Annotated in this window: 16 protein-coding genes, 1 tRNA gene and 9 pseudogenes; 15 read left to right on the top strand and 11 right to left on the bottom strand. The window is 61.4% G+C overall.

What is annotated here, in order from left to right:
- Nucleotides 1-39: 39 nt before the first annotated feature.
- From CK951_RS14725 to CK951_RS14710, 5 genes are all read right to left on the bottom strand, one after another.
- Complete coding sequence (locus CK951_RS14725) at nucleotides 40-2,457, bottom strand: phage tail tape measure C-terminal domain-containing protein (RefSeq protein WP_096786852.1); 2,418 nt, start codon at nucleotides 2,455-2,457, stop codon at nucleotides 40-42.
- Complete coding sequence (locus CK951_RS21920; protein WP_269770469.1) at nucleotides 2,450-2,578, bottom strand: hypothetical protein; 129 nt, start codon at nucleotides 2,576-2,578, stop codon at nucleotides 2,450-2,452. Before CK951_RS21920 ends, CK951_RS14725 begins: the two co-directional genes overlap by 8 nt.
- Before the next feature lie 98 nt (nucleotides 2,579-2,676).
- A complete protein-coding gene (locus CK951_RS14720; protein WP_096786851.1) occupies nucleotides 2,677-3,114 on the bottom strand; it encodes a hypothetical protein in 438 nt (145 codons plus the stop codon).
- Entirely contained in the window at nucleotides 3,114-4,055 is a 942-nt protein-coding gene (locus tag CK951_RS14715; RefSeq protein ID WP_096786850.1) for a phage tail tube protein, read from the bottom strand. Before CK951_RS14715 ends, CK951_RS14720 begins: the two co-directional genes overlap by 1 nt.
- Before the next feature lie 24 nt (nucleotides 4,056-4,079).
- Entirely contained in the window at nucleotides 4,080-4,499 is a 420-nt protein-coding gene (locus CK951_RS14710) for an acyl-CoA transferase (RefSeq protein WP_096786849.1), read from the bottom strand.
- A gap of 125 nt (nucleotides 4,500-4,624) precedes the next feature.
- Here CK951_RS14710 and CK951_RS21095 point away from each other — a divergent pair, with 125 nt between their 5' ends.
- Together CK951_RS21095 and CK951_RS14705 are read left to right on the top strand one after the other, a co-directional pair.
- Nucleotides 4,625-5,365 carry a hypothetical protein gene (locus CK951_RS21095; protein WP_157764568.1) on the top strand — a complete coding sequence of 247 codons (741 nt, stop codon included), beginning with the start codon at nucleotides 4,625-4,627 and terminating at the stop codon, nucleotides 5,363-5,365.
- Nucleotides 5,366-5,367: 2 nt separating this feature from the next.
- Nucleotides 5,368-6,075: a hypothetical protein gene (locus tag CK951_RS14705; RefSeq protein ID WP_096786848.1), complete on the top strand. Its 708-nt coding sequence runs from the start codon at nucleotides 5,368-5,370 to the stop codon at nucleotides 6,073-6,075.
- A gap of 55 nt (nucleotides 6,076-6,130) precedes the next feature.
- Here the strand turns inward: CK951_RS14705 and CK951_RS14700 are convergent, their stop codons facing one another.
- Nucleotides 6,131-6,760 carry a DUF6441 family protein gene (locus CK951_RS14700; protein WP_096786847.1) on the bottom strand — a complete coding sequence of 210 codons (630 nt, stop codon included), beginning with the start codon at nucleotides 6,758-6,760 and terminating at the stop codon, nucleotides 6,131-6,133.
- A 72-nt stretch (nucleotides 6,761-6,832) separates the two neighbouring features.
- Here CK951_RS14700 and CK951_RS14695 point away from each other — a divergent pair.
- From CK951_RS14695 to CK951_RS14675, 7 genes and pseudogenes are all read left to right on the top strand, one after another.
- Nucleotides 6,833-8,020, top strand: a pseudogene (locus tag CK951_RS14695) (recombinase family protein); the annotation flags it as partial.
- Nucleotides 8,017-8,400, top strand: a complete 384-nt coding sequence (locus CK951_RS14690) for a hypothetical protein (protein WP_096786846.1) — start codon at nucleotides 8,017-8,019, stop codon at nucleotides 8,398-8,400. The pseudogene CK951_RS14695 and the gene CK951_RS14690, both read left to right, overlap by 4 nt.
- A 235-nt stretch (nucleotides 8,401-8,635) precedes the next feature.
- Nucleotides 8,636-10,414 (top strand): hypothetical protein, encoded by a 1,779-nt coding sequence (locus CK951_RS14685; protein WP_096786845.1) that lies wholly within the window; start codon nucleotides 8,636-8,638, stop codon nucleotides 10,412-10,414.
- On the top strand, nucleotides 10,411-11,415 hold the full coding sequence (locus tag CK951_RS14680) for an HNH endonuclease (RefSeq protein WP_096786844.1): 1,005 nt from the start codon (nucleotides 10,411-10,413) through the stop codon (nucleotides 11,413-11,415). Before CK951_RS14685 ends, CK951_RS14680 begins: the two co-directional genes overlap by 4 nt.
- A gap of 492 nt (nucleotides 11,416-11,907) precedes the next feature.
- Nucleotides 11,908-12,279, top strand: coding sequence for a hypothetical protein (locus CK951_RS21090; protein ID WP_157764566.1), 372 nt, complete (start codon nucleotides 11,908-11,910; stop codon nucleotides 12,277-12,279).
- 8 nt (nucleotides 12,280-12,287) lie between these two features.
- Complete coding sequence (locus CK951_RS21085; RefSeq protein ID WP_157764565.1) at nucleotides 12,288-12,800, top strand: hypothetical protein; 513 nt, start codon at nucleotides 12,288-12,290, stop codon at nucleotides 12,798-12,800.
- Nucleotides 12,801-13,369: 569 nt separating this feature from the next.
- Entirely contained in the window at nucleotides 13,370-13,930 is a 561-nt protein-coding gene (locus CK951_RS14675) for a recombinase family protein (RefSeq protein ID WP_096786843.1), read from the top strand.
- Here the strand turns inward: CK951_RS14675 and CK951_RS21080 are convergent.
- The 3 genes and pseudogenes from CK951_RS21080 to CK951_RS14665 all read right to left on the bottom strand — a co-directional run.
- Nucleotides 13,927-15,795, bottom strand: coding sequence for an RNA-directed DNA polymerase (locus CK951_RS21080; protein ID WP_157764564.1), 1,869 nt, complete (start codon nucleotides 15,793-15,795; stop codon nucleotides 13,927-13,929). The two genes, CK951_RS14675 and CK951_RS21080, sit on opposite strands and share 4 nt — an antisense overlap.
- A 293-nt stretch (nucleotides 15,796-16,088) precedes the next feature.
- Nucleotides 16,089-16,178 (bottom strand) — tRNA-Ser (locus tag CK951_RS14670).
- A gap of 206 nt (nucleotides 16,179-16,384) precedes the next feature.
- Nucleotides 16,385-16,573, bottom strand: a pseudogene (locus tag CK951_RS14665) (transposase); the annotation flags it as partial.
- Nucleotides 16,574-16,640: 67 nt separating this feature from the next.
- On the opposite strand from CK951_RS14665, the pseudogene CK951_RS14660 reads away from it, so the two are divergent.
- Nucleotides 16,641-17,781, top strand: a pseudogene (locus tag CK951_RS14660) (IS5 family transposase).
- A gap of 21 nt (nucleotides 17,782-17,802) precedes the next feature.
- Here the strand turns inward: CK951_RS14660 and CK951_RS14655 are convergent.
- Nucleotides 17,803-18,093, bottom strand: a pseudogene (locus tag CK951_RS14655) (transposase); the annotation flags it as partial.
- A gap of 61 nt (nucleotides 18,094-18,154) precedes the next feature.
- On the opposite strand from CK951_RS14655, the pseudogene CK951_RS14650 reads away from it, so the two are divergent.
- Nucleotides 18,155-19,183, top strand: a pseudogene (locus tag CK951_RS14650) (IS110 family transposase).
- Between the two features lie 233 nt (nucleotides 19,184-19,416).
- Here the strand turns inward: CK951_RS14650 and CK951_RS14645 are convergent.
- Nucleotides 19,417-19,761, bottom strand: a pseudogene (locus CK951_RS14645) (transposase); the annotation flags it as partial.
- A 153-nt stretch (nucleotides 19,762-19,914) separates the two neighbouring features.
- Between CK951_RS14645 and CK951_RS21700 the strand changes: the two are divergent.
- The 4 genes and pseudogenes from CK951_RS21700 to CK951_RS21070 form a co-directional block, all read left to right on the top strand.
- Nucleotides 19,915-20,493: pseudogene (locus CK951_RS21700) on the top strand (hypothetical protein); the annotation flags it as partial.
- Between the two features lie 122 nt (nucleotides 20,494-20,615).
- A pseudogene (locus tag CK951_RS14635) lies at nucleotides 20,616-22,008 on the top strand (IS256 family transposase).
- 51 nt (nucleotides 22,009-22,059) lie between these two features.
- A pseudogene (locus tag CK951_RS21075) lies at nucleotides 22,060-22,287 on the top strand (transposase); the annotation flags it as partial.
- Nucleotides 22,288-22,645: 358 nt separating this feature from the next.
- Complete coding sequence (locus CK951_RS21070) at nucleotides 22,646-22,993, top strand: hypothetical protein (RefSeq protein ID WP_157764563.1); 348 nt, start codon at nucleotides 22,646-22,648, stop codon at nucleotides 22,991-22,993.
- Nucleotides 22,994-22,996: the final 3 nt, after the last annotated feature.

Below are 22,996 nucleotides of genomic sequence, written 5' to 3'. Positions count from 1 at the left end.
TCTGGCCCCCGCAACCGGTTCCCACTTGCGGGGTCGCACTCACATGCCCCTCCGCCCGAGCGACACGGCGCGGGCGATGTCGGCCGCGACCTGCGTGCGGGACTGCCGGAAGCTCTCGGCGTCACGCGCTATGATGGTGACGTTGACCCCGCCGCCCGCGCCGTAGCTCTGCGCGTCACGCCGCGACAGCACGCGCTCGCCGCGCTGCAGGATCGCGGGCACCTCGTCATGGCGGAGGCCAGCCATGCCGTCGCCATGCATGCGGGGGGCAGCGGCGAAGGCCATGGCCGGGACCATGCGCGAGGGTCCGGCCGATCCGACCATCCCGCCCGCATGCAGGACGTTGGCAAAAATACCGCCCGCGCCAGCAAACACACCGGAGAGCGCATTGGCGATTGGCCCGAGGATGAAACGCCGCGCCGCCAGCTGGGCGAGATCGGCCAGCAGCGAGGTGACGAGGTCGCGGAAGTTCAGCTTGCCGGTCTTCACAAACTGGCCCACCGCGTTCTCGGCCGACTGGAAGGCGCCGACGAGGCTCTGGCCGATGTCGCCACCGATCTCGCGGGCCTTGCTGGCGTAGTCCGACAGTGCCGCCGTGACCGCCTGCCAGCCGGTGACGGCTGCCTCGGTCGCGGGCTCCGCTGCAGCGGCAGCAGCTCCGGCCGCCGCACCTGCATCCGTCGTGGCGCGCCCGGCATCGCCGAGCGCCGTCTCCAGTCGCTCGGCCGCTCCGGTGGCCTCGGTCAGCGCATCCGCGCTCGCCTCGTCGGTTCCCCGCACGGCATCGCGCAGGGCCTGCCAGCTTTCGAGGGGCGCACGAGCCCCTTCGGCCAGATCACGCGCGGCGCCCCGGTAGACATTCGCGGCCTCGAGCGCCCGGGCGGCCGCCTCGGTCAGGCCGAGATCGGGCGCGGTCAGCGGATTGTCCTCGAAGGCCCGGTCGAACGCCGCCTGCGCCGCCGTCGTGGCAGTGCTGGCCGCGCCCTCGAAGCGGTTCTCGATCTCGCCGAGGTCGAGGTCGGGCACCAGCGAGATGCGCCGCTCCGATCCGAGCGCTTCGAGCCCCTGGTTGATCCCGCCGATGAAGCCGTTGATGCGCGAGACCACGCCGTTCAGCATCGCCTCGACACCGTCGACCAGGCTGTTAGCCGCCTGGAACGCGAGATCGCCGATGGCGGCGGGCAGCAGACCCCAGATCGCCTTGATCGCCTCGTAGGCCCCCTCGAACGTGTTCGCCGCCGTGTTGCCGAAAGCCACGACGCTCTCGATGGCGTTCTGCATGCCCGACGCGGCGTCGGCCTTGAGGTCGAAAAACATCGCCGTGGCGGCCGCGCCCGCCGCCGCCGCGCCCATGCGGATCCGCTCCCAGACCTCGACGGCGAGGTCCTTCAGGAGTGACATGGCTTCACCAAAGCCGCCCGCGCCGGAGACGAGGCGTGTAAACTGGTAGACGAGTTCGCCCGCGCCGACGATCAGGGCGCCGATGCCGGTGCGGATCAGCGCCCCACGCAGGACGACCAGCGCCGTGCCGAGGCCCCGGACCGAGAGCTCCGCGGCGGCCATGCCGGCGACCCAGCGTCCCGCGAGAAAGGCCGCGCAGTTGGCGGCATAGGTGGTCAGGCGGCCGATGTTGTCGAAAAGCCCCCGGATCGCGATGCCGAGCGGCCCCGTGCGACTGGCGACCGCCGCCATGGCATCGGCAACCGCCTCCAGGGCGGGCGCCGCGGCAACCGCCAGCTGGTTCGAGAGCCCGCGCCAGATCAGCCCGAGCCGCGAGATGGCATCGTTGGTCCGCTCGATCTGGTCGGCATCCTGCTCGGACACGACGACGCCGAAGGCGAGAACGTCCTCGGTCGCCTGGCGCAGCGTCGCGGTGTCGATCCGCGACATGGCGATGGAGCCTTCCTCACCGAACAGCTGGCCCGCGACCGCCGCACGCTCGGCGGCGGGCACGAAGCTCTCGATGGCGGCGTTGATCGCACCCACGCGCTGGTCCAGCGGCAGCGCGATCAGGTCGGTGGCCGAGAGCCCCAGCCGGTCGAGCGCGTCGGCGGCGGGACCGGTCCCGGCGGCCGCTTGGCTTAGACGGCGCGTCAGATCCTTGGTGGCCTGCTCGATGCCGGACATCGACACGCCCGCCAGCTCGCCCGCGCGCTCCAGCGTCTGAATCGAAGCGACTGTGGTCCCGAGGGACTGCGCCAGCTTTGCCTGCGCATCGACCGTCTGGAGGCCGGAGCGGATCATCGCCACGCCAGCGGCGGCTGCGGCGGCCACGGCAGCGGCTGCCGCGACCCTGACCCGGCGCGAGAAAGCCGCGAGCCTCGCGTTGGCCGCTTCCATTTCGCGGCTGAGCCGCCCAAAGCCGCGCGCGCCAGCCTCGCCGACACCTTCCAGTTCGGCGCGCACCTGCCGTCCGCCCACGGCCGCGAGGCGGACGCTGACCCTCTTCTCAGCCATGGGAATGATCCATCTGTTCGTTGAGTTTGGTGACCATCACTGCCTCGATGACGGGCAGCAGTTCGGCCATGGCGAGTGGTGAGACCCCAAGCGCACCCCCGAGCGCCAGCGCCGCCGACATGTCCCAGCCGATCACGGCGCCGGGCAGGACACGCAGCTGGCCGCCAAGGCGGCCGACGAGATCCCAGACCTGACAGCCCTCGTACGTCAGGGGCCGGTTCAGCCGCGCCGGGCAGTCCGGGCACGTCGTTTGGCAGGCTTCGCAGTAGCGCTCGCCCCCGCCGAAAGACCATTCGGCGAGAGCGCGGAGGCGTTTTTTTCCTGTTCCAGCAGCAGGCCCTTGGAGACATAGGTCAGCTGGAAGGCCTCGAAGATCGGCCAGACATCGAGCAGCGCGTCGATGGCCTCCGGGCTCGGGTCGATCGGCTTGCCGTCGGCGTCGCCGATGCCCTCCCAGGCGAGTACCGCCCGGCGCGCGAGCGCCTTGGCAAAGGCGACGGCGCGCTGCTCGTCCGCTGCCTCTTCGGGCACCGTCTCGACAGCGGGATCGCTGCGGGTCGCCACCATCAGCGCGGTAGTCAGGGGTCGCAGCTGCACCCGGACGCCGGGCGCCAGGTCATGCCAGCGCGGCGCGTTCGTTAGATCAAGCGTCAGCATCAATAGGTCTCCACGTCGTTCACGAGGGTGGCGGTACACATCCGCCCGACCACGCTGTCGCGCGCGGCCTGCCAGTCGAAGGTTGCCTGCACGCCCTGCGGCCCGGAGATCTCGATGCGCGGGCGCGGCAGGTAGACGGCGTGCACCGTGAAGGTGAAGCTCTCGCCCGAGGGCAGGGCGTAGGCGAACTCCATCTCGCAGGCTTCGCCATTGATCGCCTGCGTCACCAGCGTCTGGTCGGCGAAGCGGACCTCGATCCGGCCGGTCAGCGCCGCGATGGACGGGTCCGCGCCATCGATGCGACCGTCCGAGCGGATGGTCTCGATCCGGTCGAGGTTGTTGGCATAGGTGATCTCGGCCGAGACCACATTGCCGAGGGCGGTGCCATTGCGGGTGATCGCCCCGTTGAAATGCCCGAACCGCTTCAGCTCCAACGCCGCTGGTGTACCTGCGCTGGTGGTCGTGCCCACCGTCTCGCCCTGCGCCACCAGCCGCGCAGTCGCGGTCAGCAGCCCCGAGCGCTGCATCTGCCAGGTGATCTGGTCGAGCACGCAGCCCGAATACATCGCATAGTGCGGCACTTCCGGCATGCCGGTCTCGATCGACATGCTGGGGAGCGTCCAGGACCCGGACTGGAACTCGTGGCTGTACGGCGCTTCCATGCCCGTGGTCGTCGGTGCGCCGAAAGCTGCCTTCATCCAGAAGCCCAAAGCCTCGGCGTCGAGCGGCACGACGACATCGCCATCCGCGGTCACCGCATCCTTGATCGGCGCCAGCGGATCGCGGCCGTAGCCGAGAAGCTCCGAATTCAGCAGAGGCTGCTCGGCCCCGAGCGAGGTGCTTGCGAAGGGCATGCGGGTGAAGCCGCTCGCTGGCGGCGTTCCATAGGTTGTCTCGAACGCAAGCGCCATCAGCGCCCGCGCCCCCTGGGCTCGTGCCATGGTGTTCTCCTCGGGTTGTCGGGATCAGCCGAGCGGATCGGCCGTGGAATAGTGCAGCACCACCGTGATCACGGCGGCCTTGAGGCTGGCCGCGCCTTCAACCGGCAGGTCCAAGGGCCGCGGCGCTTCCGCCTCGACCCAGTCGCAGAGCCCGCCCAGCGTGCGGTCGGCGGCGAGCGCCGCGCCGATGCTGGCGGTCAGCGTGTCGAAGGCGACGTCACGGTCGGCGCCCTGTACGACCGCCTCGATCTCGGCGCGGTGCTGGTAGTGATAGGCGAGCGGCGAGAGCGTCACCTCGGGGTCCCCCGGCTCGCCGTCGCGCAGGATCAGCAGCCCCTCGGTCGGGATACGCTCGGGCAGCACCTCGCCGCGGAGCGCGGTGGCGGGCAGCGCCGAGAGCCGCGCGTGCAGCGCGGCGAGGATGGTTTCTCGGGGAGTGGGCATCTTTGATCCAAGGTAATAGTGTATCGACAGTGGGCACTTTGCCCCCGTGCAGTTCTTCCTGAATCCTGCCTCTGCGAACTCGGATGGCCGTGCTAGTCTAACCCGGATCGGCACAGAGGTGGGCTATGGGCAATCCGACACATTTCAGTCTTGAAGTCCCCAAGAGGGCACATCAACTTCTTCGCGATCTTTATGAACAGCTAAGCGACTCCGACGGAACGCGACTTCCGCTGAAAGCAACTTTATTGCTGTCGGTTTCGATGCCTATCGTCATCCTGCCGATCGAACGTATTCTAAAGTATAAACGGAAGCCGGCCGAAATTCACATGAACGATGCCATTCTCAATGAAAGGCTCGCGAATGCAGTCGATCGAGCTATGGATTTCGACGCCAAGGTTCATGAGGCCAAGTTTTTCGCCGGTTCATGGCAGTACGCCGTGCTACCGAAAGGAGCAGGCTTTCCGAACTTGGCTGCCGGTGGGTTACCGCCAGACATCGCTCAGCAACTCGACGCTCCCGATGCCGTAGAGAATGCGAGGAATCTATCCGCCAATCGCTTCTGTAAAATCCTCCGCAACGCTTTGGCCCATGGCGGCGTGCTATATCTGGATCAGCATGGTCGCTCTAGTTCCGGCTCCCCTGTGCGCCGCTTCGCGTTTGTCAGCACGGACAATCCATATAATCCGTCGAAGCTATATTTCCTCCGGATCACGATGGCCGACTACCGCGCATTCCTGCAACGCTGGGTCGATTGGCTTAACGGAGAAGCGATGGAACAGATATTGGCTGATGATCTCGGCCTAGAAGCGCTCGAAGCTGATGCAAGCACCATCCCTGACGAGACCGTTGATGCAACGGTAAAGTAAGCATGGATGCTGCATTTTTTCTCTTTCGTCGGACCGGCTTCACCCGCCGCTACTATAGAGTCGGTGTCGAGCCATTCCGTAAGATACAGCGGCAGATCGATGCTCAGGAATGTCCCTACGACGAACCGCCGCCATCGTACGATCCAGAGTACGGTGAGCCAGCATTCCTCGAGGAATGGATAGAGGCAGGCGAGGCCGCGCAGGTTGTTGGCCGGTCCGCCGTATCGATCTTGTCCGACTCGCTTAAACTGTACTTCAAGGCCCTAGAACAACAGCTAGAGTTTCGTCTGAGCCGGGATGGTAAAGCTACTGCAACAAAGGGAGGCTTTCTGGAGGCATACAGGGGAGCCATCGGCGAAGTTCTCGAAACGGACTGGACCAACTGTCCGGTTCGCTTCGACGTCATTGAGCAGATCGTGCTGGCGCGCAACCGGGCGCAGCACGGCGAACATCTGTCGATTATGGGCGCTCGGCATGACCCCAAGACACTCACGAAGCATCGTGACCTCATTTTCGCGACTGAAGGAGAGCTCAAAATGTGGGTGGATCAGGGTGCTGACCCTGCCACTTGGCTTGCTCCCCGGCTCGAGATCACAGAGGAGGGCATCGGCGCGGCAATTTCGGAGGTTGAGACGCTCGCGGCTTGGATTGATGCGCGGATCTCGGATGTCATGGCGCGCCGCAATGGTCAGGAAAGAAAGGATCAGTGACAGCCGGTTTGCGGCTGGACAGATGACTTCGGAAGGTTCGCTTAATCGACATTCTTCACCGTCTAGCTTCCACCCAGTTCGCCACGATCAGCCCCGGCACGCTGTCCAACGCCCGGTCTGCGTCCCGCGCCAGGTCCAGCCGCTTTGGCAGCTTGACCTGAGGCACCAGCAGGAAGATCGGCGCGGTGACCTTTCCGCGCCCGGTCTTGGAGCGCGACACCACCGCCTGGCCCTTCGTGTTCAGCCGGCCCTCCGCCACCAGCAGGCTCGGTCCGGTGCGACGATAGACGAAGCGCAGGCGCAGCCCGCGTCGTCGTTCCCATTCGCCGGGGGTGATCCGTCCGCCGCGCAGGGATTTGCCGGCGGCGGGCAGCGGGATCGCCAGCCAGAACCCGTTCTTTGAGCGGATCAGCGGTCCGGTATCATGCGCGCCCACGATGACCGGCGCCTTGGACCAGACCAGTGCGGCCGCGTCCAGGCTCTCGCCCGACCTCGGGAAGTTCTGGCTCCGGATCGAGTTGGCGAGCCGTGTGCCGAGCCCCGCGCCGGTGATCTGCAACCGCCAGGCCGACTTCAGCCCAATCCCGGCCTCGCGCATGGCGGCGGTCATTGCGCGTTCGCCCGCCGCGATCTCGGCCTGCATCATCGCGACGATGTCTGGATCGATGTCGAGTTTCAGTTTCACGCAGGCCTCAGATCGACGGTCCAGACCAGCCGCTCGCGGTCGCGGACAGGCTCGCCCTGAATGAGGAAGGCGTCTAGTCAGCGGTCGGAAGGGTGGGTGCTGGTCCGCGATCAGTATGACGACGGCGGCATCTCGGGCGGTACGCTGGAGCGCCCCGGATTGAAGCGGCTGCTGGAAGACATCGAGGACGGGCTGGTCGATGTGGTGGTGGTCTACAAGATCGACCGCCTCAGCCGCTCGCTCGCCGACTTCGCCAAGCTGGTCGAGGTGTTCGACCGGAACGCCGTGACCTTCGTGTCGGTGACGCAGTCGTTCAACACGACCACGTCGATGGGGCGGTTGACGCTGAACATCCTGCTGTCCTTCGCACAATTCGAACGCGAGGTGACCGCCGAGCGAATCCGAGACAAGGTCGCGGCCAGTCGGAAGAAGGGCATGTGGATGGGCGGGGTGCCGCCCTACGGCTACCGGGTCGAGAACCGGAAGCTGGTGGTCGACGAAGAAACCGCTGCGCATGTGCGCTGGATCTTCGCCCGCTTCCTCGAGATCGGGTCCTGCACGGAACTTGCGAGGGAGGTCGGCGCGCGCGGCGTCCGCACACCGCGCGGCAACCGGATCGACAAGAAGTACATCTACCGGATGCTCAGCAACCGCGCCTACATCGGCGAGGCGGTCCACAAGGGCGACAGCTATCCCGGCGAGCACGACGCGATCATCGACCGCGAGACGTGGGATAAGGTTCACACCATCCTGCAGGAGAGCCCCCGGAAGCGCGCCGCCCGCACACGCGCTGACACGCCCGCGCTGCTGAAGGGGCTATTGTTCGGGCCCGACGGCGCCGCGTTCTCACCGACGCATACGCGCAAGGGCGATAGACTATACCGTTATTATGTCAGCCAAACGGTGCTGAAACATGGTGCTGGATCGTGCCCGGTCGGCCGCGTGCCCGCGGGCGATATTGAGGCGGCGGTGATCGACCAACTTCGCGCCGTCTTTCGCCAGCCCGAGATCGTGGCGGGCACATCGAAGGCCGCGCGCGGCCACGCCGACGACATCACCGAGGCCGATGCCAGTGCGGTCCTGCAGCAGTTCGATCCGCTGTGGGACGAACTCTTCCCGGCCGAGCAGGCGCGCATCGTGGCGCTGCTGGTCGAGCGCGTGGACATCTGCACGGATGGACTCAACGTCCGCCTTCGCATGGACGGCCTTGGAGGGCTCGCACGTGAGATGCTGTCTGGCAGCATCGGAGAAGCCGCATGACCCGCGGGATGACGATCCCCGAGACCGTGACGATCCACATCCCGTTTCGCGTCGTGACGCACGGCGGGCGGAAGGAGATGCAATTGCCGGACAGCGCCGCGCAACCGCGGCGGACTGACAACACGCTGGTCAAGGCGTTGGCCCGCGCGTTCCGCTGGAAGCGGATGCTCGAGTCGGGTGAGTTCGCCACCATCGCCGAACTGGCCGAGCGTGAGGGGATTGCACCATCCTATATGACCCGCGTCCTGCGGCTAACCCTGCTCGCACCCGATATCGTCGAGGCGATCCTGGACGGAAAGCAGGGACCGGAGGTGACGCTGGCGTGGTTGCTGGAGCCATTTCCAACATCTTGGGAAGCGCAGCCGATGCACTTCGGCTAGCGGCCCTGAGCAGCCATTTCCACCATACGCGACGAAGTTCAGCTTCACGCCTGATCTTGAACGCGCAGCACAACTCTGCCATTTGCCGCAAGCAGACGTGACCGCGACCGAAGTGGACGAATGCATACGCTGCTTTTTTGTTCGTTTCTGACACGTTCGAAGGGGAAGCGATCATCTCGGAGGCGATTGCCGCTGCGCCCGAAGAGGACCGCCGTGCGGCCGCTGCTGAGGAAACATGACGCCTGAAGAAAGAGAGATCATCCGAGAATTCTTGGCCGCGCTTTCGCTGGAGGAGGAAAGTGTTAGTCGCGACCTCGCCTCGGATCGGCTCGGTATGGCTTTTCGCACAGCAATCAATGAGCTTGACTGGTATGTCTGGAATTACCACCAACAGCAGGAGCGAACAGCGGAACAGGCCGAACAATATGTCATTATTTCACAGGGTGTAGCGCGGCTGATTCGGCTCTCACTTCAGATTCACGGCGGCTTTCCGGTACCCGCCCTGACCTTCAGACGACAGAACGGGCCCTACCGGGAAATTCTGTTACTCATCAGCCATCTCGCGTTTATTCAGCATGGGCGCCGTATAGCGGATTCAGCATTTGCGGGAATCTGCAAGGTGACTCGCAGCGCCGAAGGTCGCTACGAATTTGTTCTGCCGGCGGCGATCGCCAATCACGGAGCGGTTGAGGACGACGTCAACGATCACTTTTCCAAGGAAACTGCGCGTGTCCGGAATGAGTTCATGCAACAGGCGGAAGGTCGCAATCTGCAGAGGGTCGTCAACGAGCTGCACGACGAGAACGTGTTTATCTATCGCGAGCACTTTATGGGATATGATGCGGACCCGTTGCTCGATGAATATTACTTTCAGATCGCCTGGAGTGATCTGAGGAGTGGGCCCGGGTTTGATTCATTCAATGAGCTGCGCGAATTCGGCGGGATTACCTATCTGAAATACACGCTTGCAGCCGCTTTTATTATTTCGCTGTGTCGGAAGCATGAAGCCTTCTGCCAGCGCATGGTGAAAAAACATCCAGAAATCCGGATGGAGGATATTCTGACGATATCCGCCGACCGGGCCGGACTGATAACGTCCATACGCGAGGCCCTGAACCTCGTCGGTCGCAAATTCCTCCACTATACGACCACCACAGAGGAGCAAGCGGAGCAGATTTATGAGATAATCTCCATCACTCCGCGCAACGCCGATCTACTCGACGGAGCATTTCCCGCGCTGCCCTGCATAATCGAGTTCGCCAATGGCGGTATCGTAAAATGTCTGGCCGGCAGGTATCGTCAGATGGAGTTTCTGCTTGGCGCCCTAAGACGCGCCTATCCCAGGGAATACGATGCACATCAGCAGCTGAGGGAAGGCTCTTTTCAAACTGCCGTGGAAGGAATTCTGGGATCGTCATTCCCCAATCTGGAAATGCGCCGGAATATAAGGCTTCGCAAAGAGGGTAGAGAACTTACTGATGTTGATCTGGCTGTTATCGATCTGCAGCAGGGCCATCTGCTGCTTATCCAGTTGAAGTTTCAAGACGTCACTCGCGGCGATTTTCGGGTGGAGGCATCTCGCATGGGACGGTTCCGCGACGAATCAGTCCGCTGGCTTGATACGGTGTCCCTGTGGTTGAGCTCAACCGATGAGCAGACTCTCAGATCAACGTTCCGCATTCCTCGGGGGATGCGCATAAACCGTATCCGGAAACTGATACTGGCGCGGCACCATGCATGGTCGCTTCGATCCGTCCGCCTCGAAAATGATACCGTTTTCGCCTCATGGAACCAGCTGATCAATGCCGTGCATCTGATGGAACAGCGGCAGGGGGATTTTCGCACGCTGAACGGTCTGCATGCGATTCTCCGCACCTACATTGTGGATGCGCCTGATCGCTATCATCGTGACGAAGGTCCTGTGGAATACGTTCTTGATAGCTTGAAGTTCGCTGTTATTCAGGCCGATCGCGCTGAGCTTTCCTCGCCGGCTACTTCCTCCGGCGCATCATGAAGCGGGCATGGTCACTGCTGACTATATCAGGTGTCCGCCAGTACGGCGGGAATACCGGATATGATGATGACCCTCAAGCTGTCTACAGGTACGACAGCAACGTCGCCAATCATCGACGGGTTGAGCCCGGCGACATCGTTTTTATACGTTCTCGTTCAAAAGTGCTCGGCATAGCCGAAATAGAGCGTATTCTTGAAGGAACCGGCCAGAAGGAACGGCTGCGCTGTCCACATTGCCATGTAACGAACATCAAGCGTCGACTGACGCAATCGCCTCCGTGGAGATGCAAGAACGGGCACTTCTTCGAAGAGCCGGTTAACGAACCTGTCTCAGTTACAACCTATGAGGCACACTATGGCGACTCATTCAGACATGTGAGTTCCGATCTGACAATAGCGCGCCTGCATGAGGCGGTTCTCCGTCCGAGCGATCAGATGTCAATTAAGGAGCTCGATCTTGCCCGTCTCGAACTGTTTCTGGGTAAGGACAATGCCATCGACGCTCTTCTGAAGCGCTTTGTCGCGGAGATCTCTGTGCCTCAGCAGGGAGGCGCGGGGACGCCACCTGATAATCCCTCGTCCAGAATCGAGGAACGAAGGCGTGTTCTTCGGGAGATCAGCCTGCGCCGTGGGCAGTCGCAATTCCGTGAAAGGCTCATCCAACGGTACGGCCAGCGCTGTCAGATAAGCGGATATGATTTTTCACCTGCGGTCGAAGCTGCCCATACTCGGCCCTATGCGGCGTGTCAGGACAACGGCGTAGCAAACGGACTGCTGCTTCGCAGCGATCTTCACCCACTCTTCGATCTCGGCTTTATCGGAATCGATCCTGTTACACGGCGCGTCTCTTTCAATCCGGCCTGCCTCTGCGCCGGCTACGCAGCCTATGACGGAGCTTTGCTTTTAATCAACGGCACCAGCGGACCTGATGCCGGGGCTCTGGCGGAGCGTTGGGAATTTTATCTGGCTATGCAAAATAAGAGCCCGCTTGGGAAGATTTGAAACGGAAAGCCACCCGTCTTCTACCCGCCCCGTTTCAGTCGTTCGTTCACATCGCAACGAACGGCGGCTTCCCGCCCCTTTGTGCATCTTCATAAAGAATGCCGCCTTGCCATCGAGGCGACGGCGACGGCGACGGAAATGTAGCCGTAAACGGCCTTACTTAGAAGGGCAAATCCGTCCTTCATGCTGTGCCTCCAAAAGGGCAGCGTTTGTTCGCCCGAATGTGCAGCTAACAGTTCACTCCATTGCCGAGACCTACGTGCCTTCAGCCAACGCGCTGGAGGCCGTGCGGTGACGTGAATTGAGTGTAACCGTAAAGAGCCTGACATAGAGGAAGAAAACGCAAAAGTCCTTCCTTCGGTCGCGTGTCCCGAATCCTCATGGATAACTCGTGAAATGGCCCAGTGCTTCCGCAGCTGATGGGAGCCGGCGTCTGCCGATGCGGTCTCGGGATCGGAAAACCTATCCACCTCCTAAAATGAAGGTAAAACAATGAATATTGAAATTCAGCAAGTCGCTCGTGACGCTGCAAAGAAAATCGAACGCAAGGCGAGGACCGTAAAAGACATCAACGATGTCATCTCCATCGGCGCCGTGATGGACGAACTTAAGAAGTCTTTCCCAAGCACCAAACTGCGCGGACAGTATATCCAACAGAACTTGCCAGAACTCGCTGAGCTTGATTCTCCGTTCCGCTCAAACAGCCGTTGGGTCTACCGGACCCACATTGGCAAAGAGGATGCCGACATTCTGGAGGTCATGGGGGTACGCAGCTTCTCTGAGTTGCCATATACGCATCCGACGGTTCTTCGCCAACGCTATCGAGAGCGTAAAGCTGCCCTAGGCAACGCCGTCACCGAATAAGAAAGGCAATGTCGAAAGGCTCGGTCAGGAAACTGGCCGTGCCTCCTATTTCCATGAACGAAGAACCTCAAGAAAAAGAAAAAGCAATATGCGGCCAATGTTCGGCAGAGTTTGAGAAGCGAAGGAGGAACCAGAAGTTTTGCTCTGACGCCTGCCGGAAGAATGCCCACCAAAAACGCGACGGGAAGGAGAACCCGAGGAACTCCCTGATGTCGCCATCTAAGCGAAGGGAGAACGAATTATTCTTCGATACAAACAGAAGAATCGCGGAGGATATTTATACAAGGCCTCCTTGTGAACGCTTCGATTACGTCGCCGGCATGATTGAGGCAGCAAGATCGGGCCACGGGAAGTTGAGAGCCTTGCTTATGAATAAACTCCTGCTCTTCCCTGATTACGATATGAGGGGCCTTTTTCACCGCAACTGCCCTGCTGCCTACCTGACAACAAGTCAAATAGCCTCCGTGTTCTGTGGGCTGGCTTGGAAGGCGGAGCAAAGCGTCGTCACCATATATATATAACACAGGCTGGCGCGTTCAGGCCGTGACGTGCTCATGCCGAGTAGTGGATTGGCTCGTGATGAGCCAAAGCGTTGTCACCATAGATCATTTACCCATGCTGACACCTAAAGGGGCCTTCTGTTGACGTCCTGATGATGGAGTCACTTGATGAAGCGGGAACATCGCTCGACAAGAACATTAAGAACAATAAGAGCAATTATAAACCCCCATTTTTTGAAGTCTCAATCTCAGACCCCCACCCCCTTCTGGCTCCGAGATCAAATCCGGTCCGCGGCTTGCCTTCCCCTTGCCCCATAGCGCCACGGAGAGAGTCGCTGAGACTCGTTGGCTCAAGTCGGCTGCAATGTTTGCCCTCCTTGCTACCGCCCGTCAGTGAGCCTCTCCGTGAGTCTCTGAGGTTGCCTGCCTCGGTACCCGATCTCCGTTATCCCTCATCCGCCCGCTGCCAATAGGGCAAGCCCATGTGTCAGGGTGCCACAGTGACGGGATCGCCTGACAATGGAGTGGTGTTTCGAGTTTTGGCAGACTCGGGACGCCAGCTCTTAGACTTCATTGGCAGAGGTGGTAACATGCTGGTTGGATACGCTCGGACTTCGACGCTCGAACAGGTCGCCGGCCTGGAGGCTCAGAGAGAGGCGCTGAAGGCGGTTGGCTGTGAGAGGCTCTATGAGGAACAGACAAGCTCAGTGGGCGTCAGGGAGGCTCTCAAGGCCGCTATGGACTACGTGCGAGAGGGGGATACGCTGATCGTCACGAAGCTGGACCGTCTTGCCCGTTCGGTGAGGCACCTTGGGGAGATCGTTGACGCTCTTGAAGCGAAGAAGGTGGGGCTGAGGGTGCTGGACCTTGGGCTGGACACCGGCAACGCCACAGGGAAGCTCATGCTGAACGTGCTTGGGGCTGTGGCTCAGTTCGAGCGGGAGATGATGCTTGAGCGGCAACGAGAGGGGATTGCCAAGGCGAAGGCGGAGGGGAAGTATAAGGGAAGGAGGCCGACTGCAAAATCGAAAGCATGTGACGTGCGCGCATTACTGGCTGACGGGCTAACGAAGAGAGAGGTGGCACAAAGGCTTTGTATCTCCGAGCGTTCTATATTTCGAATGATTAAAGAAAAGGAGTCACAGTTTTAGAAGCCCATGCTCTTGTAGAACTGATCCGATCTCAGGCAGGTATGGATCGCATGTATCTTTGGGAACAACTTGGAGGCATCACGGTTTCGGCTCGCAGCAAGGAGTTGAAGAACCTTCGGGAAGTAAACTCCTTGCGCGAAGGTGTCGTTCTTGGCCTCAAGGTATGCCCTCAGTGATGCAGATGGAGCGCTTGTTCTTGTCAGCGCCAGCATATATTCCATGACGTTTTCGGCATCTTCGCTCTTCAGATCTCGGATCATGCGTATAAAGTGGTTCAAGGAATGAGGGGATTTCAGAAATACTGGCGTGAGGCCGGCTACAGCCCTAGACAACCAAAAGTCAGACCTAATTCTTCTTCTGTTGCGCCTTACTAGGCTCAGAATCTCAGCCATAAATAAAAATCGCGAGGAGACGAATAAAGCGCAGTGAAGCCCGATATCGCTGTGACGCTCCATCAGTCCGGCGATATCCCTGACCCTCCTGATTGTTGCGTGGGTTCTTCTGAATCTCGCGTGAAGTAGGTAATGGCAAATATCAACCATAGCAGCATCGTCCACAAACAGACCGCGAGCCATCATTTCAAGAATGCGCTCAATATTAGAATTGCCTCTCCGCGAGAGCGAAAGATAGCGCAGAGCTGTGCTGCGAAGTGTGGGATCGTTTCTTACCAACCAAAGAAGATCCTCTTCTGGAACGCGACCACCTAACTCGTAAATGAGTTTGAATATGTATTTGTGTATTTTCGAGCCATTGGCCCTCCTAAATGCTGACCTAGGTCCGGGCTCTCCAGACCCTACTCGCTGCAACCACCTCTCATACTTGTTGAGCAGAATCTTAAGGCACGTGGTTTTCCATCTGACTTTTTGAGAGAAGCGCTCAAGGCGAGCGAGCGCATGATTCTCCTTGATGCAGAAGTGCTCGACGGCCTCGCTGGCGCTTAGAATACGGGTCTTGGAGGAATTTAGTCTTAACTGCCTTGATTGCAGTGTCAGATCTATGTCTCTAATAATCTGCTTCGCCTTTGGAATGTCATCGACCCCAATATCCATGTCATCCATGAATCTAGCATAATTAAGTGCGGAAAAATGCTCGCATACCTTGTCCACCTCAAATAGCATTGCATTAGCCAGAACCCGTGTTGCCGAAGTTTCAATTTGCGGCATCCCAATCTGACTTAGGGGCATGAAGTCTGGCGTCCATGTCATCCGATTGAGGATATGAATTAATAGGTCAAGGATGGACTCCCTGACATCCGCTAAGCCGGATATTATGTTGCGGAGATGCTGGAAGTTAATAAAATCATAGAAGTTGGCTACATCCGTAACTATGATATAATTGTTTTCGTCGGAGAACCCAAAAACCGCCTTTTGGAAGCGTCGCCAACTCGCATAAGAGCCGTATTGAAAGTCCGGCTGATGAAACCCCTTTACAAAAGATCCATCGTCTGGCTCAAAGAAAGCCGATTTGCTGGGGCACTTTGATTTAAGCTCGTAATGCAGCGAGCGGGAGAGTCGTTCCAGCACCAAGAGATCCAACGGGTGGATTAGAGTCATCTGCCTGCAGAGGCCGCGGGACTTCTCAGCGAGGTATCTCCTGCACAACTTGACCTTATATTCACCGCGGGTAAGCTCATATATTATTTGGTCAATGTATGAGTCTATTCCTTCCTTGAAGTCTCTGTATTCGATCGGGTCAAATATCAATTGCTTCCTTATCTGATAGCCAACTCTCTTTCTCCATTCCTCCTTAAGCTCGCTCTTTGAAAAAACATCTTCCAGTTCAGGCAGCAAAAATTTGAATTTAGGAGACTGCAATTTCTCACCTGTTTTCCTCAGAGTAGCAGGTGCTTGACGGAGATCAACCACTCGGCGTCCCGCGGTCTAGCAAGAACCCCGCAACACATCCGAAGAAGGAGGTTGTTTCCGGCGCGCTCTGCAAGGGACTACCGCTGCCCTTCTGAGGCCGCGAGGCATATCGCCATTTCCCTACGAGCACTTCCCCGATTCAGTTGCTGCCTTGGTTGTAGGCTGCTGCTGACCGGAGGCACCGTGCGGGGGCAACGTGCGGGGGCAACGTGTGTGGAAGACGTGTGTGGAGGAGTTTTCACCACCACCTCTAAGTCATTGATCCCTAGAAATTTTTGCCACATCGTGTGTGATGGCGGAGCGAGAGGGATTCGAACCCTCGAGACGGTTCCCCGCCTACACACTTTCCAGGCGTGCGCCTTCGACCACTCGGCCATCGCTCCGATGACAGATGTCTACCTCCTTGAGCAGTGAGCAGCAAGCCCCGAACCGATAGCCTTACCTTCAGCAGTGGTCTTCCCCCTTGATGTCGCGGCTTCGGGCTTCCGGCTTGCCGCTTGCCGGCGAATCCTTCGCGCGAGTGAGTGTGGAGGATGGTCATGGGCGAGCGATTTATAGGATCGTTCCTAGGCTCCAGACTCATTGATTATCAGAGCCAGAACAGGACGATGGCTGCGAGTGCGATAGCGGAGAAGAACGTGTCCGGGCAGCGGTCGTATCGGGTAGCGACCCGTCGCCAGTCCTTGAGTCGCCCGAACATGATCTCGATGCGGTTGCGCCGCTTGTAACGCCTCTTGTCGTATGTCACATCGGTCTTGCGCGATTTCCGGCCCGGGATGGGCATTGTTGCAGAACTTCCGCCCGGAAGGATTCACGTCACGACTCCATGGCGTTAGACGGGAAGCATGACGAAGCCTGGACGCCCCCGCCATCGCACGACGAACTGGTCCACCTACAACCAGGCGCTCCGGAGGCGCGGGTCGCTGCTGATCTGGCTGGACAGGGAGATGGCCTGGCTCGCGCCACCTGAGGGCAGGCCTGGGCGGCCGCTGCTGTTCTCGGATGCGGCGATCCAGTTCTGCCTCTCGATCAAGGGTGAAGGGCGCCCGGAAAACGGTCCTGAGGACCGTTTTCAGCCCTGAACGGGCGGAGCCCTGGTTCCGGCTGCCGCTGAGGCAGACCGCCGGGATGGTGGCCAGCCTCCTGCGCCTGGCCGGGCTGGATTGGCCGGTTCCGGACTATTCCACCCTCTGCCGGCGTCCTTGGCTGTCCACATCCCGTATCGCCGCGCCGACGGCCCACTGAACCTGCTGGTCGACAGCACCGGGATCAAGTTCCTCGGGTAAGGCAGGACCGTGGCGCCAGTGATGAGGGGAAATCGGGAACGATCCAGTGGATCGTTCCAGCCCCGAATGCGTAAGCCTGCCGGGCGCGAATGGCAGGTCCGCAAGCATGGGGCGCAGGGCCGGCGCCAAAGGCGCAAGGTGCATCTGGCCATGGATGCGGCCACGTCCGACATCCGTGCCGTCGAGTTCACCCCCAGCCGCGACGGCGACAGCCCTGTCCTGCCCGAGCTGCCGGACCAGATCCCCGAGGATGAGGAGATCGGCACCGTGACCGGCGACGGCGCCTATGACACGCGACGCTGCCACACGGCCATCGTCGAGCGCCGCGCCACAGCCGTCATACCGATCCGCAGGAACGGCCGACCATGGAAGGAAGATGGCCCCGCCGCCCGGGCCGGAAACGAGACCCTGCGCGCCACCCGTCACTATGGCCGGGCGTTCTGGAAGCGATGGACGGGCTACCACGCCCGCAGCCGGATCGAGGCGAAGATGCCCTCGCCGGTTCGCTCGAACCGGTGGCGCTCACCGGCTCGGCTCAAGGCCTTAGGTGAACGCATCATGGCGTTCGCCACTGTCTCTCGGACCAATGGCGTTCCAATGGCTCACCCCCGACCGTCAGACCGCCGAGATCCACATCCGCGTCGCTCTCATGAACCGCTTCAACGCCCTCGGCACCGCCGAGATCGTCCGCGTCGACTGACGTCCCGGGGGGAAAGGGGAAGTCACGCCTCAAGGCGGCTTTCTGCAACAACGCCCCCGGGATGCAGACCTTCATCCCCTTGTCTTTCAACGCTTCTCGCAGCCAGTCTGCATCGTAGCCACTGTCCGCCAGCAACCAGTCCGCCTTCGGCAGGCTGCCCGGCAGCGCCGCCGCGCCGGTGTAGTCGCTGACCTGTCCAGCAGACATGAAGAACCCGATCGGCCGCCCCTTCGCATTGGCGACGGCGTGCAACTTGGTGTTCATGCTCCCCTTGGTGCGCCCGATCTGACGTGCGCGCCCCCCTTTATGGATGGCCCGCCCCTCCCGCCGCCCTCTGCAGGATGGCGGTGTTGAATGAAGGAAGGAGTGAGCCATGAGCATTGTGATCCTGGGGTCGATCTGGGCAAGAACAGCCTGCCGCGTGGTTGGACTGGATGCCAACGGCAAGGTCGTCGTGAGACGGCGGATGCGCCGTGACGGGGTGATCACCTTCGCCTCACGGTTGACACCTTGCATCATGGCGATGGAAGCGCGCTGCGGGGCGCACCACATGGGTCGTGCGCTGGCCGCGCTGGGGCACGAGATCCGGTTGATGTCGCCGGAATATGTTCGCCCCTACGTCAAGGCACAGAAGAACGATGACCGGGACGCCGAGGCGATTGCGGAAGCGGCCACCCGTCCGACCATGCGCTTTGTCGAACTCAAGAGCGAGAAGCAGCTTGACGTTCAGACGCTGCACCGGGTGCGCGATCGTCTGGTCGGGGAGCGAACCTCCCTGACCAACCAGATCCGCAGCCTGCTGCTGGAGCGCGGGCACGTCGTGGCGCAGGGTCACGGGCGGATGCGGCTCTTGCTGCGCGATCTTCCGGATGATGGCGCCGACGCCTGAGCCCACGCATGGCGTTCCTGCTTGGAGACATGCGCGCGCGTCGGGAAGAACTGGGACCGTCGCATCGCCGCCTTCGACGCCGAGTTTGTAGCCATGGTCCGAAGTGATGACAGGGCACGACGGCTGACGAGCATTCCGGGCATTGGAGTGCTCAATGCGACCGCGCTGGCGGCCGCGGTTGGCAACGCTGCCACCTTCGGCAAGGGCCGAGATCTAGCGGCCTGGCTGGGTCTCGTGCCTCGTCAGGCCACGACCGGCGGCAGGCCAAGGCTCCTCGGGATCACGAAGCGGGGCAGTCGCTATCTCCGCAAGATGCTGATCCAGGGCGCGCGTTCCGCCATGCCGACACTGGCGAGGACAAACACCGCCGTGGGTGCCTGGTTGCGCGGGCTGCTGTCACGTTCTCATCCCAATGTCGCCGTCGTCGCGCTTGCGGCCAAGATGGCCCGAACTGTCTGGGCGCTCTTGCGCCACGGACGGATCTACGACCCTGTGCCGTTGGCGGCGGGATAATGAGCACGCGCCCGTCCTGAACACGGTCGGGCGCGACAAGCTGCGAGTGATGAGAGGAAGATGGCCTGACAGTCGAACGGCGTCTCGAAAACCTCCGGTCAAAAATGGTCTCCGAGACCGGCCCCTTTATGAGGATCGGGACGCGCGGATCTCCATCTTGCAGCGGCACTGGCGCCGACATGCCGGATACGTTTGTGCAGACTGATCACGCTGTCACCCAATCGGCGCTTGCACCGGGGCGGGCCATACGTTGGCAGCGGCAGGCTGGAGGCCGTGCGATGCGCCTTCAGGCAGGTCGCGTCGATCATGATCGTCTTGTGCCCGGCTCTCTCGGCCGCCAGGCCCATCATGATCCGGGCGAAGACTCCGTTCTCGCTCCAACGCTTCCAGCGATTGTAGAGGGTCTTCGCCGGCCCATACTCCCTGGGCGCGTCGCACCACCGCAAGCCATTGCGATTGATGAAGATCATGCCGCTCAACACACGCCGGTCGTCGACACGGGGCTTGCCATGGCTCCTGGGAAGGAACGGCTTCAGGCGCTCCATTTGCGCCTCGGACAGCCAGTAGAGGTTGCTCATCGGTCAGGTCTCCTTGCGAGGCCTGAATCACGCGATCCGCCCAAAATCAATGGGTCTGGAGCCTAAGAGGGGCATTCACTGGGGAACGAAGATCACTATTACGCTCGGGGGATTAGGGTGTTTGCTCCAACGGTTGATGGTGCGATCCATTCGATGGAATGGAAGGAAGCCCTATGGGACAAGGTTCATCACGGGAGCGCCACGACCACGCACGCCGTCAGAGCAGCAATACAGCGGTCGCACGCTTCGCTCGCGCAGCCGAGCCGGGAACTGGGCGTCAATCCGAAGACGGTGGCGAAGTGGCACAAGCGAGCGACGGTCGAGGACATGAAGACCGGGCCGAAGGAACCGCGCTCGACGGTCTTGACCGAGCCCGAGGAAGCGGCGGTCGTGGCGATCCGGCGCCGCACGCTTCTCCCGCTGGAGTTCGAGCGTCAACCAGACGATCCGGGGGATCGTCTGAAGCGAGGAACGCCTCTAGGCCCTGCAGCCCTCCATCCCGCACCTGACACGGTCGGCGTTGCATCGGGGCCTGCAGCGTCATGGCATCTCGCGCCTGCCGGATGTCGAAGGCGACAAACCAAAGCGCCAGAAGTTCAAGCGCTACCCCATCGGGTTCTTTCACATCGACATTGCCGAGGTCAGACCGGCGAAGGGAAGCTCTACTTGTTCGTCGGAATCGACCGGACCTCCAAGTTCGCTATCGCTCAACTCGTTGCAACGGCTGATAGAGTTAGCGTGCGAGGAGCTGGTGTAATTTCGTCGCCAGCGGCGGTGTGATCCCGGGTGGCCATCGAGGTGTATGGTCGAGGTGGAGTTTGGCGACTTCAACCACGGACCTTACGGAGACCCCGATGACCAAGACGAACATGGACCTGTCCGAGCTTCTGGCCAAGCACGATCAGGGCGACTTCCTGCGCTCCATCGCCGAGGCTGTCCTGCAGCTGATCATGGACTTCGAGCGTAAAGCGATCGATCCAGTGGATCGATCGTAGCGAAGAAGGATGTGGAAGGCCTGATCGGTGCCGGCCGGCATGAACGCAGCGGTGATCGCACGACCTGGCGCAACGGGTATCGAGAGCGCGCTCTCGATACCCGTCTGGGCACGCTGAACCTGCGGGTGCCGAAGCTCCGGCAGGGCAGCTACTTCCCAGGCTTCCCCGAGGCCCGGAAGACCTTCGAACAAGCGCCGGTGGCGGTCATCCAGGAGGCGTGGATCAGCGGCGTGTCGACCCGACGGGTGGACGAACTGGTGCAGGCCATGGGGCTGAACGGAATCTCGAAGAGCACGGTGTCCAAGCTTTGCAAGGAATGAGCCGGGCCAGAAAACGATCCGGGGGATCGTTTTCCCGGCGAATGACGAACGCGTGGGCGAGTTCCTGAACCGCCCGCTGACCGGCGAGTGGCCCTATGTCTGGCTGGACGCGACCTACCTCAAGGTGCGCCTGGGCGGTCGCATCGTGCCGGTCGCGGCGATAATCGCCGTGGCCGCAATACCGAGGGGCGCCGGGAGATCATCGGCCTTGGCATCGGCCCGTCCGAAGCGTTCGGGCGATGGCCCTCACCCTTCTGGACCGAGTTCCTGCGATCCCTGCGCGCCCGCGGCCTCGGCGGGATCAGGCTGGTGATCAGCCCTCGGCGGCGAAACGGTCTCCCGGACCGTTTCGTGCCCCGCCTCGACCCATACCGGCCTCAAGGCCGCCATCGCCCGGGTGTTCGAGGCGACCTGGCAGCGCTGCCGCGTTCCCTGGATCAGGAACGCGCTGGCACATGTCTCGCGCGGCCAGCATACCGTCGTCGCCGCCGCGATCCGGCAGGCCTTCGATCAGCCCGACCGCGCCCATGCCGGCGAGACCTGGCGCAAGGTCTCTGAGCAGTTGCGCCCGCGCTGGCCCAAGCTCGCCGACCTCATGGATGCCAGCGAGCACGACGTGCTGGCCTACATGTCCTTCCCGCGCCAGCACCGGACCAAGTTGCACAGCACGAATCCGATCGAGCGACTGAACAAGGAGGTGAAGCGGCGCGCCGACGTGGTCGGCGTTGGTCGGGAAATCCTTCCACTGGAAGGATTTCTGATCCTCCCAACTCCCCAACGACGCCTCCATCCTGCGCCTGATCGGCGCGGTGCTGTTCGAGCAGAATGACGAGTGGCAGACCTCGAGCCGCTACATGATGGTCGAGGCCTTCGCCCGCATCGACACCAAGGAGATCGACCCCATTCTCAGCATGACCACAAAAGCCGCCTGATCATGACCTCAGGCCATCCGGGAATTTACACCAGCTTGACGGACGTGACCGCGGCTCTCGGACGAGGCGGTAGTCGCCCGCTGGGCCGGAACCACCTGCTACCGGCACTTCACCGGCGAGACCTTGTTCCAGCACCGCCCGCCGATCGACCCGACCTCGCTCATCCGCTGGCGCAAGCGGATCGGCAAGGAAGACGTCGAGTGGCTGCTGACGAAGACCATCGAGGCCGGGTCCAAGTCGGGCGCCGTCGAGTACACAAGCCCGGACGAGATCGCCGTTCGAAACGGATTTTCCCGAGGGGCCAAGTTTGTGTCGCTGATGGTGGTAGCCGCACCTCGATCGGCTCGGGCCACATCTGACGAGCGGATCGAGATCGAGGCGGGCGGCGTCACGATCCGCCTGTCTGCCTCGACGCCGGGCTGCACGCGTGGCGAAGATCGTGGCGCTGCCGGCGCGGCGTGGACGATCGCCCCGGACCAGAGGATGCCCATTGTGATCGCCACGCGACCGGTGGACTTTTGTACTGACGCGGCGGAACCTGCACAGGTTGAACTGCCAAGGCGAATACCCGGCGGGGGTCTCGTGTCCAGCGCCTGATGGGCGGCGGTGGTTGTAGAGTGAGGCCGAGAACGCCCTGATGGAATGGATGGCTCCCGGTCCCGGCATCGCGATGTGCAACATTGGGTGCTATCATCGCGTGCAGGAAGCCATCCATGAGGCGGAGATTGCCACAGTTGTGCTGGATCTGGCCAAGAGCGTGCTTCGGGTTCACGCAGTCTATTCTGCTGGAGTATTCGTCCGGCGGCAGGTTCGGCGGGCGGAGATGCTGCTGTTCTTCTCGCGCCTTGCCCCGTGCCTGATGGGCAAGGAAGCCTGCGCTAACGCGCATCATCGGTCTCGGGAACTGGCCATGCTTGGACATGACGTGCGGCTGATCCCGCCGTCCTGCCGTAGTTCTCCTCGGCTTGGCGGGGCGCGGCCGTAGAAA

It is taken from the genome of Rhodobacter sp. CZR27 (assembly GCF_002407205.1).
Taxonomy (GTDB): domain Bacteria; phylum Pseudomonadota; class Alphaproteobacteria; order Rhodobacterales; family Rhodobacteraceae; genus Cereibacter_A.
The sequence above is the reverse complement of the archived record's forward strand: the minus strand, read 5'-3'. Positions and strand labels throughout refer to the sequence as shown.

Excerpts from the sequence above, each read along its gene's own strand:
- CK951_RS14725 (WP_096786852.1), bottom strand. The coding sequence starts at position 2,457 with ATGGCTGAGAAGAGGGTCAGCGTCCGCCTCGCGGCCGTGGGCGGACGG.
- CK951_RS21920 (WP_269770469.1), bottom strand. The coding sequence starts at position 2,578 with ATGTCGGCGGCGCTGGCGCTCGGGGGTGCGCTTGGGGTCTCACCACTC.
- CK951_RS14720 (WP_096786851.1), bottom strand. The coding sequence starts at position 3,114 with ATGCTGACGCTTGATCTAACGAACGCGCCGCGCTGGCATGACCTGGCG.
- CK951_RS14715 (WP_096786850.1), bottom strand. The coding sequence starts at position 4,055 with ATGGCACGAGCCCAGGGGGCGCGGGCGCTGATGGCGCTTGCGTTCGAG.
- CK951_RS14710 (WP_096786849.1), bottom strand. The coding sequence starts at position 4,499 with ATGCCCACTCCCCGAGAAACCATCCTCGCCGCGCTGCACGCGCGGCTC.
- CK951_RS21095 (WP_157764568.1), top strand. The coding sequence starts at position 4,625 with ATGGGCAATCCGACACATTTCAGTCTTGAAGTCCCCAAGAGGGCACAT.
- CK951_RS14705 (WP_096786848.1), top strand. The coding sequence starts at position 5,368 with ATGGATGCTGCATTTTTTCTCTTTCGTCGGACCGGCTTCACCCGCCGC.
- CK951_RS14690 (WP_096786846.1), top strand. The coding sequence starts at position 8,017 with ATGACCCGCGGGATGACGATCCCCGAGACCGTGACGATCCACATCCCG.
- CK951_RS14685 (WP_096786845.1), top strand. The coding sequence starts at position 8,636 with ATGACGCCTGAAGAAAGAGAGATCATCCGAGAATTCTTGGCCGCGCTT.
- CK951_RS14680 (WP_096786844.1), top strand. The coding sequence starts at position 10,411 with ATGAAGCGGGCATGGTCACTGCTGACTATATCAGGTGTCCGCCAGTAC.
- CK951_RS21090 (WP_157764566.1), top strand. The coding sequence starts at position 11,908 with ATGAATATTGAAATTCAGCAAGTCGCTCGTGACGCTGCAAAGAAAATC.
- CK951_RS21085 (WP_157764565.1), top strand. The coding sequence starts at position 12,288 with ATGTCGAAAGGCTCGGTCAGGAAACTGGCCGTGCCTCCTATTTCCATG.
- CK951_RS14675 (WP_096786843.1), top strand. The coding sequence starts at position 13,370 with ATGCTGGTTGGATACGCTCGGACTTCGACGCTCGAACAGGTCGCCGGC.
- CK951_RS21070 (WP_157764563.1), top strand. The coding sequence starts at position 22,646 with ATGGAATGGATGGCTCCCGGTCCCGGCATCGCGATGTGCAACATTGGG.